The organism is Streptomyces anandii JCM 4720, assembly GCF_014650655.1.
GTDB lineage: Bacteria > Actinomycetota > Actinomycetes > Streptomycetales > Streptomycetaceae > Streptomyces > Streptomyces anandii.
Map to the genome: position 1 here is coordinate 69,597 of NZ_BMVJ01000025.1, position 13,200 is coordinate 82,796.

General features: G+C 74.4%; 7 protein-coding genes and 1 pseudogene. 6 read left to right on the top strand and 2 right to left on the bottom strand.

Features of this window, described 5'->3' with window-relative positions; all coding sequences use genetic code 11:
- Positions 1–198 precede the first annotated feature (198 nt).
- Both IE249_RS31020 and IE249_RS31025 read left to right on the top strand, forming a co-directional pair.
- Positions 199–1,089 (top strand): hypothetical protein, encoded by an 891-nt coding sequence (locus IE249_RS31020; protein WP_189710148.1) that lies wholly within the window; start codon positions 199–201, stop codon positions 1,087–1,089.
- A 49-nt stretch (positions 1,090–1,138) separates the two neighbouring features.
- Entirely contained in the window at positions 1,139–5,941 is a 4,803-nt protein-coding gene (locus IE249_RS31025) for a coiled-coil domain-containing protein (protein ID WP_189710149.1), read from the top strand.
- On the opposite strand, the pseudogene IE249_RS31030 reads toward IE249_RS31025, so the two are convergent.
- Positions 5,925–6,268 (bottom strand): annotated as a pseudogene (locus IE249_RS31030) (IclR family transcriptional regulator domain-containing protein); the annotation flags it as partial. The gene IE249_RS31025 and the pseudogene IE249_RS31030 overlap by 17 nt on opposite strands.
- 98 nt (positions 6,269–6,366) lie before the next feature.
- Complete coding sequence (locus IE249_RS31035; protein WP_229859631.1) at positions 6,367–6,834, bottom strand: hypothetical protein; 468 nt, start codon at positions 6,832–6,834, stop codon at positions 6,367–6,369.
- Between the two features lie 420 nt (positions 6,835–7,254).
- On the opposite strand from IE249_RS31035, the gene IE249_RS31040 reads away from it, so the two are divergent.
- From IE249_RS31040 to IE249_RS39060, 4 genes are all read left to right on the top strand, one after another.
- Positions 7,255–10,206 (top strand): nitrate- and nitrite sensing domain-containing protein, encoded by a 2,952-nt coding sequence (locus IE249_RS31040; protein ID WP_189710183.1) that lies wholly within the window; start codon positions 7,255–7,257, stop codon positions 10,204–10,206.
- Positions 10,203–10,637: a roadblock/LC7 domain-containing protein gene (locus IE249_RS31045; protein WP_189710153.1), complete on the top strand. Its 435-nt coding sequence runs from the start codon at positions 10,203–10,205 to the stop codon at positions 10,635–10,637. Before IE249_RS31040 ends, IE249_RS31045 begins: the two co-directional genes overlap by 4 nt.
- A gap of 9 nt (positions 10,638–10,646) precedes the next feature.
- Positions 10,647–11,042, top strand: coding sequence for a DUF742 domain-containing protein (locus IE249_RS31050; protein ID WP_189710155.1), 396 nt, complete (start codon positions 10,647–10,649; stop codon positions 11,040–11,042).
- Positions 11,043–11,066: 24 nt separating this feature from the next.
- A partial coding sequence (locus IE249_RS39060) for a hydantoinase/oxoprolinase family protein (RefSeq protein ID WP_308434421.1) occupies positions 11,067–13,200 on the top strand: 2,134 nt, incomplete at its 3' end.

Genomic DNA, 13,200 nt, shown 5'->3' on the forward strand with positions numbered 1-13,200 from the left:
AGCTGCTGTTCGCCGTGGACGACGGGACCGAGCTGGACGACCCCGAGTTCGGCGGCGCCGACCTCATCGTCGGCACCGCGCTGCTGGACGCGGCCGGGATGGCCGCCGACCGGACGGAGGCCGCGTGAGATCCGAGCGGCACCCCACCTCTGAGCAACTTCAGGCAAGTGAGCACCAACGCACCAAGGAGCACCGACCGTGACCGAGCACGTCGACCGGAGTGAGCCGGAAGCCGGCGGCGCCCCCGCGACGGCCGCCGTCACCCCCGCCGACGCCGCGGACGCCGCGCGCCTCGTCGCCTTCGGGCTGCAGCCCAAGCTGCAGCCCGCACGCGACCAGGAGTACGCCGAACTGCTCCGCCGCCACCGCGAGGACCCCGCGTTCGCGCGGCTCGCGGACGCGGTGGCCGCCGGGCTCGGCCTGGTCGTCCTGGAGGTGTCACCCCGCGCGGGCATGGCGGTGACCGCCGCCGAGGACTCGGTGTTCGCCGTCCGCATGGGCGACTACGCCCGCCGTACCGCCGCCGACTCCGGCGACCGCTTCCTGCACGGTCTGGCCCACCTGGCCGTCGCCGCCCTGGCCTTCCCCCGGCCCGAAGACCTCGCCGACGACGGCTACATGGGGCGCGTCACGGTCAACGGCGTCGACGCCTTCGTACGCCAGGCCTGCCGCCGCCTGGAGGAGCGGGCCGGGGAAGCCGGGGAGAACACCGACCCCGCCACCGACGCGCCCGGACTCGAGGCCGCCTGGCGCGTCTGGTCCAGACGCAGCGCCACCGGCGCCACCAAGGACGCCCGCCGCCCCGCCGCCTCCACGACGGGCATCGTCGCCAAGGCCCTGGCTTTCCTCACCGACTCCGGGTTCCTGCAGCGCACCGGCGACGAGAGCGGCGGCACGTACCGCACGACGGCCCGCTACCAGCTCCAGGTGCGCGACATGGCGGCCGGTGCGGCCATGACCGAACTCCTCGAACTGGGCGTCGTCCCCGTGACCGACGGCACCGCGAGCCTGCTGCCCGCCGAGGACACCGAGGACCTGGAACTGGTGGCCGACGCCGGCCTGCCCTTCCACCCGCCATCGCCGTCCTGATCCCCCGAACCGCACGAAGCAGCACCCAGAAGACTGACGAGAGTCCGCCATGTACGAGCTGTCCCGGGTCCGCCTCTACTCCATCGGTCCGGCCGGTGCGCGCTACGCCGACACCGTGCTGGACCTGCGGGGTGTGGGCGAGCCGGTGCCCGATCCCGCGCCCACCCAGGCGGAGTTCTTCGAGGAGGAGCCGGTCGGCCCGCCGCGCCGGCCCGCACCCGCGGGCGTGCTCTTCCTGGAGAACGGCGGCGGCAAGTCGGTACTGCTCAAGCTGATCTTCTCGGTGATGCTGCCCGGCCACCGCAACACCCTGGGCGGCGCCAGCTCCGGCGTGCTGCGCAAGTTCCTGCTCGCCGACGACTGCGGCCACGTGGCCCTGGAGTGGCAGCACGTGCAGACCGGCGAGTGCGTGGTCGTCGGCAAGGTCAGCGAGTGGCGCGGCCGCCAGGTCTCCAACGACCCGCGCAAGTTCGCCGAGGCCTGGTACTCCTTCCGGCCGGGCCCCGGGCTCACCCTCGACAACCTGCCCGTCGCCGAGGCCACCTCGGTGCGGCCGCCCGTCGAGGGCCAGTCCGGCGCGCAGGGCCGCCGCCGCACCATGAAGGGCTTCCGCGACGCGCTCACCGAGGCGGGCAAGGCCTACCCGCACCTGGAGGTGCACTGGGAGGAGATCCACGACCGCTGGATCGAGCACCTGGGCGACCTCGGCCTCGACCCCGAACTCTTCCGCTACCAGCGGGAGATGAACGCCGACGAGGGCGAGGCCGCCGGACTGTTCGCGGTGAAGAAGGACTCCGACTTCACCGACCTGCTGCTGCGCGCCGTCACCGACACCCGCGACACCGACGGCCTCGCCGACCTGGTCAGCGGCTTCGGCAACAAGCTCGGCCGGCGCGCCGAGCTGATCGCCGAGCGCGACTTCACCGCCGGCTCCGTCGACCTTCTCGGCCGCATCGTCGAGGCCGCGGAGACCCGCACCCGCGCGCGTGACATCCTCGCCGGCGCCGAGCGCCGCACCCGCACCCTGGCCCGCAGGCTGTCCGCGCGGGCCGTCCAGGAGCGCGGGCGCGCGGCCGACCTCGCCCAGCGCGTCACGGCCGCGGCCCACGCCGTCACCCAGTCCGAGGGCGCCCGCGAGCGCGGCGCCCTGATCGCCGCCGAACTGGCCTACCGGCACGCCTCCCTGGCGCTGGCCGCCGCCGAGAAGTCCGCCGCCGCGCAGAAGCGCGAGCTCGCCGACGCGCGCACCCTGCACTCCGCCTGGCAGGCCGCCGAGGCCGTGCTGCGCCACCGCGCCGCCGCAGACCGCGCGGCCCGCGTCTCCGCCGCCATCCAGGAGGCCGAGCGCGACGCGGCCCCGGCGCTCGCCGCCCGCGCCAAGGCCGCCCTGGACCTCGTACGGGCCCTGCACGCCGCGGCGGAGGGCGCCGAGGCCCTCGCCAACGAGGAGGAGGAGCGCTCCGCGCGGCTCCAGCAGGCCGGCGAGGCCGCCTATCGGGACCAGACCGCCGCCGCCACCGAGGCGCAGCGCGCCCGCAGCGAGGCAGGGCACCTGCGTCAGCGCCTCACCGAGGTCGAGCAGGAGACCGCGGAGGCGGTGCGCGCCGGCTGGCTGGACGACAGCGCCCCCGACGCCGACCCGGCACGCGCGGCCCTCGCCGCGAGCGACGCCGAGAAGACGGCCGTCGCCGCCTGGGACCAGGCCCGCGAGGCGTCCCGCAGGGCCACCGAGCACGCGCGCGAGGCAGCTTCGACGGAGTCCCGCGCGGAACTGACGGCCGCCCGCGCCGCCGACGCCGCGAACGCGGCCGAGCGCGCCGTGGAGGCCGAGCGGCGCCTCGCCGAGTCACTGGCGGCCGAGGACCGGCTGGCGGAACTGCTCGGCCTGCCCGGCCGCGCCCTGCCCGGACGCCCCGGAGTCCCGGGCCCCCGCACCGGATCCGCCCCGTCGGCGGGCGATCCCGGAGCCACGGGCCCCGGCGCGACGTCCGGCGACGGGCACGGGCACGGCCACCGTGACGACGACGGGAGCCCCGCGTCGCCCGGCCGCGCGGAAGGCGGTCCCGCGGCCCGCTCCGCGCGGCCCGGCGCGGCGCCCGAGGGCGGCCCGGACGGCACCTTGGCGGACGGCTCGCGCGCGCCCGCCGAGGGCGCCTTCGGCCCCGAGGACCTGGACCGGTTCGCCGACGAGCTGCGCGAACTCCTCGACGAGGCCGTCTCCGGCGCCGAGCGCCACCTGTTCGAACTGCGCACGGCCGCCGCGGACGACGCCCGGATCCTCGGCGCCCTCGGCGACGGCGGCCTCCTGCCGCCCGGCCCCGACGTGCTGGCCACCGTGGAGTTCCTCGGCGAGCACGGCATCCCCGCGCTGCCCGGCTGGCGCTACCTCGCCCAGGCCGTCGACCCCGCCGACCACGCGCGCGTGCTGGCCGCCCGGCCCGAACTGGTCGACGGCGTGATCATCACCGACCCGGCCACCCACGCCCGCGCCCGCGAGACCCTCGCCGACGCCGCCCTGCTGCCCCGCTCCGCGGTCGCCGTCGGCACCGCCGCCGCGCTGCTCGCGCCCACCCCGGCCGCCGCCGCCGACGGCGCCGTCTTCCTCGTACCGCCGAACCCCGCCATGCACGACGAGCACGCCGCCGACGAGGAGCGGCAGGCGCTGCGCGCGCGGGCGACGGAACGGGACGAGGAGATCCGGCGGCTCGCCGCCCGGCTCGGCAAGGACCGGGAACTGGCGGCCCGCCTCGCCTCCTGGCGCACCGGCTGCCCCGCCGGACGCCTCACCGAACTGGCCGGTGCCGCGCGGGACGCCCGCGCCTTCGCCGAGGAGTGCGAGGCCGAGCTGGCCGAGGCCCGCACCGCGCGGGTCGAGGCCGACGAGGCCGCAGCGGAGGCCGCCCGGGTGCGCGACGAGCGTCAGGAGGCCGCACAGCGGGCCCGCCGCGCCGCCGACGCCCTCGCCGGGCTCGCCTTCCGGCTGCGCGAGCGCAGCGGCTGGCAGGTCAGACTGCGCGAACTCGCCGACGAGGCCGCCGAGTCGGAGGCCCGCGCCCAGGCCTGCCTGGACCGCGCCCGCGCCGCCGACGAGGACCGGCGCGCCGCGCAGCGCGCCGCCGACGACGCCCGCCGCACCGCCCGCACCCTGCGCGCCGAGCGATCGGAGATCGCCGGCGCCCCCGACGACGTACCGGAGGCCGACGAGGACGCGCCCAGGACGTCCCTGCCCGCCCTCCGCGAGGCCTACCGGGCGGCATCCCAGGTCTACGAGAAGGTCGGCGTCGGCGCCGACCTGCGCGCCGAACAGGCTCGCGCGGAGAGCGACGAGAGCGCGGCCCGCGCCGAACTCGACCGGCTCAGCAACAAGGTCCGCACCCGCGCCGAGCAGCTCCTGCGGTCCCCTGACGGCTCCGACGGCCCGTCCCGGCAGGCCGCCGCGGCCCGCGCGGAGGAGCTGGTGCAGCTCCTGGAGACCCGTATGTCGTCCGCCAGCGAGCAGCTCGGGCGGCTGCGCGGCGAGGCCGAACGCCACGCGCCCGAGGACGGCGAGGCGCACACCGGGCTCCCCGGCGAACTGGTCCCGCGCGACGCCGAGCACGCACAGGCCCTGCTGCGCACCGCCACCGCCGAACTCGCCTCCCGCACCGAGGCGCTCGCCGAGGCCCGTGAGGCGCACGCCGGGCTGCTGGAGTCCCACCGGGCCGCCGAGGACGCCGCCGGGGGCTTCGAGGAGATCGCCGCCATGCTCCGCGACCTGCTGCGCGAGCACACGAGCGAGGAGGAGCAGGACGAGCCGGAGCCCTATCCGGGCAGCCCCGAGGAGGCCCGGCACGCGGCCGCCGAATCCCGCCGCTCGCTGCGCGGCTGCGCCGCCGACCTGTCCGCCGCCGAGGCCGCCGTGCGCGAGGCGAGCGACGTCCTGGTACGGCACGCCAACTCCACCCGCTACGAGCAGGTCCGCACCCCCGCACGGCAGCAGATCCGCGAACTGCCCGCCGCCGCCCTGCCCGAGCACGCCCAGAAGTGGGCCGACGCCTTCGCGCCCCGGCTGCGGGTCCTCACCGACGAGCTGGAGCAACTGGAGCGCAACCGCGACTCGATCGTGGACCGGCTGCGGGGCCTGGTCGAGTCGGCGCTCGCCACGCTCAGGTCCGCGCAGCGCCTGTCCCGGCTGCCGGAGGGCCTCGGGGAGTGGTCGGGCCAGGAGTTCCTGCGCATCCGCTTCGAGGAACCCGACCAGGCCACGCTCACCGAGCGGCTCGGGGAGGTCATCGACGAGGCGACCCGCGCCGCCGTGCGGAAGAACTCCGACCTGCGCCGCGACGGCATGTCCCTGCTGCTGCGCGGAGTGGCCGCCGCCCTGCAGCCCAAGGGCGTCGCCGTGGAGATCCTCAAGCCGGACGCCGTGCTGCGCGCCGAGCGCGTCCCCGTCGGGCAGATGGGCGACGTGTTCTCCGGCGGCCAGCTGCTCACCGCGGCCATCGCCCTGTACTGCACGATGGCGGCCCTCAGGTCGAACGACCGCGGCCACGACCGGCACCGCCACGCCGGCACGCTGTTCCTGGACAACCCCATCGGCCGCGCCAACGCCACGTATCTGCTGGAGCTCCAGCGGGCCGTGTCCGACGCGCTCGGCGTCCAGCTGCTCTACACCACGGGCCTGTTCGACACCACCGCGCTCGCGGAGTTCCCCCTGGTCATCCGTCTGCGCAACGACGCCGACCTCAGGGCGGGACTGAAGTACATCAGCGTGGAGGAACACCTCAGGCCGGGTCTGCCCCAGCAGGCCACGGGCGAGGAGGCGGTGCACAGCGAGATCACGGCGACCCGGATGTTCAGACGGCCGGCGTGAGGCGCAACGTGGTACCGCGCCGGGACCCGTCAGCAGGGCCGGGTCGGAAGCCGTAGCCGATCCGGTGGGACAGCTCGGCGCCGGCCGCCACACTCCGCTTCGCGAGCCCGGGCAGCCGGTCGGGGCCGAGCCGGTACACCGGACCCGACATGCCGTAGCCCTGCTCGATCACGGCCTCCAACTCGGCGCGCAGTACGGAGGGGGCGGTGATCGTGCGCTCGTGAAACGGGCCAGGGGACGAGTCGGCGGATCTGCACGCAGGGCCGGCGGATCGTGCGCGAGCAGCACCTTTGCGCTGAACGTGGCGTGCAGCGGGGTGCGTCTGCCCGGCCCGGGTCATGATTCCGCTCACCTGGTGCGCGCGACGCGCCTTCGCGCTCTCCGGAACACCCGGGCTGCCGAAACCGCCCGTCGGGCCGGCCGGACTACGAGTGCGACAACTGCCCCGTACCCCCGTGCCGGCGTATCCGCTCCTGCCTCCGCTCGGCCGCCCGCTCCTCCCGACGGCTCCGGCGACGCTCGCGCCGCAGGGCCCTTGCGGTGCTGCTCGGGGCCGACACCACGCCGTTGCGCTGGTTCCACACCTGTCGGGTGACCCAGACGTCGAGCGCTGCCCAGGTGGCCACCACCGTGCTGACCACGCTGCTCAGGACCATCGGGAACGCCAGCCACGACCCGGCCATGGTGCAGAGGAAGGCCACCACCGCCTGTATCAGTGTCACGGCGATGATCAGCACCGCGCGCACCGCCGCGTCGCGCACCGGATCCGGCAGCCTCCGCCGCCGCGCGGGCTCCTCCACCCACAACGGTCTGTAACCGGGCTGTCCTTCAGCCTCTCCGGCATCCGACCGCACCTCGAGCTCACGCGTCCCGTACCGCTGCGCCGTGCTCATCACTGCCTCACTCCCCACCGCCGGCAGACCTCGCTTCGGTCTTCCGAAGAACCCGCTCCCCAGTTGGGCTGCCCGGCTTGCGCTGTTTTACGCCGCCCAGGTGCGAGACGCGGCTCGAGTGCCCCATTCCGCCCCATGTCCCATGGAGAAGGACGAACGAGACGTCACGAAGATTCCCAGGCAGGGAAAAATATCGGCCAACCGGCCACGCCGGCCCACCTGTTCCGCCCGCTCGCAGTCACCGCTTTCCTGGGCCGTCATCTCCCGCAATGCCCGGACAACTCGCCATCTCTCGTCGTGGACGTGCGAGTTCGGCCATGGGACGGCTCTTCGAGTTAACTGTGTGTCGGTAGTAGGCTCGCGCCGTTTGTTGACGTACATGTGTACCCCCTTCCGGTGGGGGTCGAGCTGGGGGAGGCCATGCGCTTTCGCGGGAAGTCCATCCGCCGGAAGATCGTGGCGCTGCTTCTCGTGCCGCTGCTGTCCCTGACGGCGATCTGGGCGTTCGCCACCGTGATCACGGGACGCCAGGCGACCCAGTTGTTCAACGCGTCGTCCGTGGTGGAGAACGTCTCCTATCCGACCGAGGACGCCGTGCGCGCGCTGCAGCAGGAGCGCCGCCAGAGCCTCGTCTACCTCGCCGACCCGCGCGCCTCCGACCAGCTCGCCGCCCTGCGGCGCAGCCGGACCGCCACCGACGAGGCCATCGCCAAGGTCCGCGGCAACGCCCGCGACGCCGACGTCCGGGACGCGATGGACGACGACAGCCGCGGACGGCTCACCGCCGTGCTCGACGCCTTCGACGGCATCGGGTCCCTGCGCCGCAGCGTCGAGGACGGCACCGCCGGCCGCATCCAGGTACTGGGCCTCTACAACCACCTCGTGGACCCCTGCTACGGCCTGCTCGCCGACCTCCACGTCTTCGACGACGTAGAGCTGGACGAGCAGTACCGCGCCCTGGTCAACCTCGCCCGGGCCCGTGAACTCCTCTCCCGCGAGGACGCCTTGCTGGGTTCCTCGCTGGTCGTCGGCACGCTCACCCGTGACGAGAGCCGTGACGTCTCCGACCTCGTGGCCCAGCGGACCCTGATGTACGGCATCAGCCTGCCGTACCTTCCCGCCGACGAGCGCGGCCACTACGAACGCTTCTGGCAGAACGCCTCCACCGCTCCACTGCGGGCGGCCGAGCAGGCCGCGTCGTCCACCCGGACGGGCACACCCCGTGACGTGTCCGCCAAGAGCTGGGACACCGCGGCCGCGAGCGTCCTGGACGACCTCGGCACGCTCGACGACCAGGCCAACGACCGCTATCAGGACCGCGTCCGGCCCGTCGCCATGGACGTCATACTCCAAGCGGCCGTCGCGGGCGTCCTCGGCCTGATCGCGGTGCTGTTCTCCCTGTTCCTGTCCGTGCGTATCGGCCGTGGCCTCGTGCGCGACCTGAGGAAGCTGCGCCTGGAGGCCCACGAGGCGTCCGGAGTCCGGCTGCCCAGCGTGATGCGCCGCCTGTCGGCCGGCGAACAGGTCGACGTGGAGACCGAGGTACCGCGCCTGGAATACGACAAGAACGAGATGGGCGAGGTCGGCCAGGCCCTCAACACCCTGCAGCGGGCCGCCGTCGAGGCCGCCGTCAAGCAGGCCGAACTGCGCGCCGGGGTCTCCGAGGTCTTCGTCAACCTCGCCCGCCGCAGCCAGGTCCTGCTGCACAAGCAGCTCACCCTCCTGGACGCCATGGAGCGCCGGACGGAGGACACCGAGGAACTCGCCGACCTGTTCCGCCTCGACCACCTGACCACCCGCATGCGCCGGCACGCCGAGGGCCTGGTGATCCTCTCCGGCGCCGCCCCGTCCCGGCAGTGGCGCAGGCCCGTGCAACTGATGGACGTCGTGCGCGCCGCCGTCGCCGAGGTCGAGGACTACGAGCGCATCGAGGTCCGCCGGCTGCCCAGGGTCGCCGTCACCGGTCCGGCCGTCGCCGACCTCACCCACCTCGTGGCCGAACTCCTGGAGAACGCCACGGTCTTCTCGCCCCCGCACACCGCGGTGCAGGTACTCGGGGAACGCGTCGCCAACGGCTTCACCCTGGAGATCCACGACCGCGGTCTCGGCATGGCCGCCGAGGCGCTGCTGGACGCCAACCTCCGGCTCGCGGAGACCCCGGAGTTCGAACTCTCCGACACCGACCGGCTCGGACTGTTCGTCATCAGCCGGCTCGCCCAGCGGCAGAACGTCCGCGTCTCCCTCCAGCCCTCGCCCTACGGCGGTATCACCGCCGTGGTGTTCATCCCCGACGCGCTGCTGACCGACGAGGTGCCCGACACCAACGGCATCGGCTTCCGTCTGGACCGCGAGCGTTCCGGGAAGGCCGCCGAGGGCGCGGAGAGCCGCGGGTCCGCTCTCACCGCGTCCCCCGTGCCGCTGCCCGGACTGCCGGCCTCCCTCCTGGACGGCCCGGTGGAACTGGAGGCGCCGGTCGACCTGGACGTCATCGAGAGCTTCCCGGGAGCCCTGGGCGAGGAGGACAGCGGGCGCGGCGGTCTGTTCCGTCCCCGACGGCTGCCGGACCAGCCCAAGCCGGACGAGGCGACGACCCACCACCTGGCCGAGCACCGTCCGGGTGCCGGCCTGCTCGGCGCGGCCGACCGCGCTACCGGGGAAGCGGGGGAGGAGGAACCGGACCTGCCGCTCTCCCTGCCCCGGCGCCGTACGCCCAAGCTGGTCAGCTCCCACGGACGACCGGTCACCGAGAACCGCTCCCGCCGCGGCACGGGGGACGGCAAGGCCGCGTCCGCGAGCGCCGGCGAAGCGGGACCCGCGGTGCCGCTGCCGGCCCGCCGTCGCGGCGAGACGCCCCTCGGCCGGCCCGCGGCCGAACGCCACCAGGGGCGCGGCGGACCCGTGCCCCCGGTGGCGGGCGAGGGACCGGAGCAGCCCCCGGCCCTCCCGCAGCGCACCCGCCGCGCCGCCCTCGCGGCCGGCGGCCCGGCAGCCACGGACCGCACCCCCGGCGACCGGCCGGACGCCGACCGGATTCCCGGCGACCGGCCGGACGCCGACCGGATCCCCGGTGACCGGGCAGCATCGAACCGGCCGTCCGGTGACCGGGCCACCGCACCGGGCGATCCCGGATCCGGAGCGGGACCGCTGCCCCGTCGTGTGCGGCAGGCGAACCTCGCCCCGCAACTGAAACAGGCTCCCCAGCGGCGCACCGAGGACCGCGCCGAGGCCGTCGAACGCGACGCCGAAGAGGTCCGCAGCCGCATGGCCTCGCTCCAGCGCGGCTGGCAGCGCGGCCGTGAGGAGAACGCCGAGGGCGACGACGCCCCGGGCGGCAGCACAGCACAAGGAACGACTAAGGGGGACGGTCGATGACCGCACCGAAGGCCACCGGCCACACCGCGACCGACAAGGCCCAGCTGAACTGGCTCCTCGACGATCTCGTGGACCGCGTCGCCAGCATCCGCAAGGCCATCGTCCTCTCCGGGGACGGACTGCCCACCGGGGTGTCCAAGGACCTGACCCGGGAGGACAGCGAGCACCTGGCCGCCGTGGCCTCCGGCTTCCACAGCCTGGCCAAGGGCGTGGGCCGGCACTTCGAGGCCGGCAGCGTCCGGCAGACGGTCGTCGAGCTCGACGAGGCGTTCCTGTTCGTCACCGCGGCCGGCGACGGCAGCTGCCTGGCCGTCCTGTCCGACGCCGACTCCGACGTCGGACAGGTCGCCTACGAGATGACACTGCTGGTCAAGCGGGTCGGCGTGCATCTGGGGGCCGCTCCGCGCACCGATCTGCCCTCCGGCGGGTAGTGAGATGACATGAGCGCAGACGGTGAGGCACGAAGCCACTGGTTCGACGACGAGGCCGGACCGGTGGTCCGTCCGTACGCCATGACCCGGGGCCGCACCAGCCACGCGGCCCAGCACCGCCTCGACCTGATCGCGGTGGTCGTCACCGAGCCCCACGTCGACGATGCCGAGACCGACAACGCGCTGTCCCCGGAGCACGTCGACATCGTCGAACTGTGCCGGCGGACCCCGCAGTCGGTCGCCGAGCTCGCCGCCGAGCTCGACCTTCCCATCGGGGTGGTGCGCGTGCTCGTCGGTGACCTCGTGGACGAGGAGTACGTGCACGTCAACCGCCCGGTGCCACCGGCGGAACTGCCGGACGAGAGCATCCTGCGCGACGTGATCAACGGCCTGCGGGCGCTGTGAGCGGCGCGGATGCGGAGTGGTAAGATGGCCGACTGGCAGTTCTGGGTCGACCGGGGCGGCACCTTCACGGACATCGTGGCCCGCCGCCCGGACGGCGGCCTGATCACGCACAAGCTGCTGTCCGACAACCCCGCGCGGTACGCCGACGCGGCCGTCGCGGGGGTCCGCGAAATCCTCGGCGGCTCGACCGAGCCCGTCGAGGCGGTCCGCATGGGCACCACCGTGGCCACCAACGCCCTGCTGGAGCGCACGGGCGAACGGACCCTCCTCGTCGTCACCCGCGGCTTCCGCGACGCCCTGCGCATCGCCTACCAGAACCGCCCGCACATCTTCGCCCGCCGCATCGACCTGCCCGAACTGCTCCACGAACGCGTCGTCGAGGTCGACGAGCGCATCGCCGCCGACGGCACCGTCCTGCGCGCCCCCGACCTGGACGCCCTCGCCGGCCCCCTCCAGCAGGCCTACGACGACGGGATCCGCGCCGTCGCCGTGGTCTGTCTGCACAGTCATCTGCACCCCGCGCACGAACGGGCCGTCGGCGAGCTGGCCGCCCGCGTCGGCTTCCCGCAGATCTCGCTGTCCAGCGAGGTCAGCCCGCTGATGAAGCTGGTCCCGCGCGGGGACACCGCCGTCGTCGACGCCTACCTGTCGCCCGTGCTGGACCGCTACGTCCAGCACGTCGCCCGGGAACTGGAGGGCGTACGGCTGATGTTCATGCAGTCCAACGGCGGGCTGGCCGAGGCCGGGCAGTTCCGCGGCAAGGACGCCGTGCTGTCCGGGCCCGCCGGCGGCATCGTCGGCATGGCCCGCATGTCCCAGCTGGCCGGCTTCGACCGCGTCATCGGCTTCGACATGGGTGGCACCTCCACCGACGTCTCCCACTTCGCGGGCGCGTACGAACGCGTCCTCACCACGCAGATCGCGGGCGTACGGCTGCGGGCCCCGATGCTGGACATCCACACGGTGGCCGCGGGCGGCGGATCCGTACTGCACTTCGACGGCTCGCGTTACCGCGTGGGCCCCGACTCGGCCGGCGCCGAACCCGGCCCCGCCTGCTACCGGGGCGGCGGCCCGCTCGCCGTCACCGACGCCAACGTCATGCTCGGCCGGATCCAGCCGGCCCACTTCCCGCACGTCTTCGGCCCCGGCGGCGACCAGCCCCTGGACGCCGCACTCGTCACGGAGCGCTTCACCGCCCTCGCCCGCGAGATCCGCGACAGCACCGGCGACGACCGCACACCCGAGCAGGTCGCCGAGGGCTACCTGCGGATCGCCGTCGCGAACATCGCCAACGCCGTGAAGCGGATCTCCGTGCAGAAGGGCCACGACGTCACCCGCTACGCCCTGACCACCTTCGGCGGAGCCGGCGGCCAGCACGCGTGCATGGTCGCCGACGCGCTCGGCATCCGCACCGTCCTCGTCCCGCCCATGGCGGGTGTGCTGTCCGCGCTGGGCATCGGACTCGCCGACACCACGGCCATGCGCGAACAGTCCGTCGAGGCCCGCCTGGAACCCGGCGCCATGCCCGGTATCAGGAAGACCGCCGACGACCTCGAGGGCGCGGCCCGCGCGGAACTCCTCGCCGAGGACGTCCCCGAGGAGCGCGTCCGGGTCACCCGGCGCGCCCAACTGCGCTACGACGGCACGGACACCACCCTCACCGTCGAGCTGACCGAACCCGGCACCATGGGCCGGGCCTTCGAAGAACGTCATCGCGCCACGTACTCCTTCACGCTCGACCGCCCGGTCGTCGTCGAGTCCCTCTCCGTGGAAGCCACCGGCATCACCGAACCCCCCGATCTGTCCGCCCTCGCCCCCTACCGGCCCGCCCGCGCGGGCCATCCCGCCGCGCCGGAGACCGTCCCCCTCCACACCGGCGGCGCCTGGCACGACGTCCCGCTCCACCGCCGCGAGGACCTTCCTCCCGGCGCCACCCTCACCGGCCCGGCGATCGTCACCGAGGCCAGTGCGACGACCGTCGTCGACGACGGCTGGCGGGCCGCGGTCGTGGACGACGGGCATCTGATCCTGGAACGCGCGGCGGTCACACAGAGTTCCGATCTCGGCACAGAAGTCGATCCGGTTCTGCTGGAGGTCTTCAACAACCTCTTCATGTCCATCGCCGAACAGATGGGCGCCCGCCTGGAGTCCACGGCCC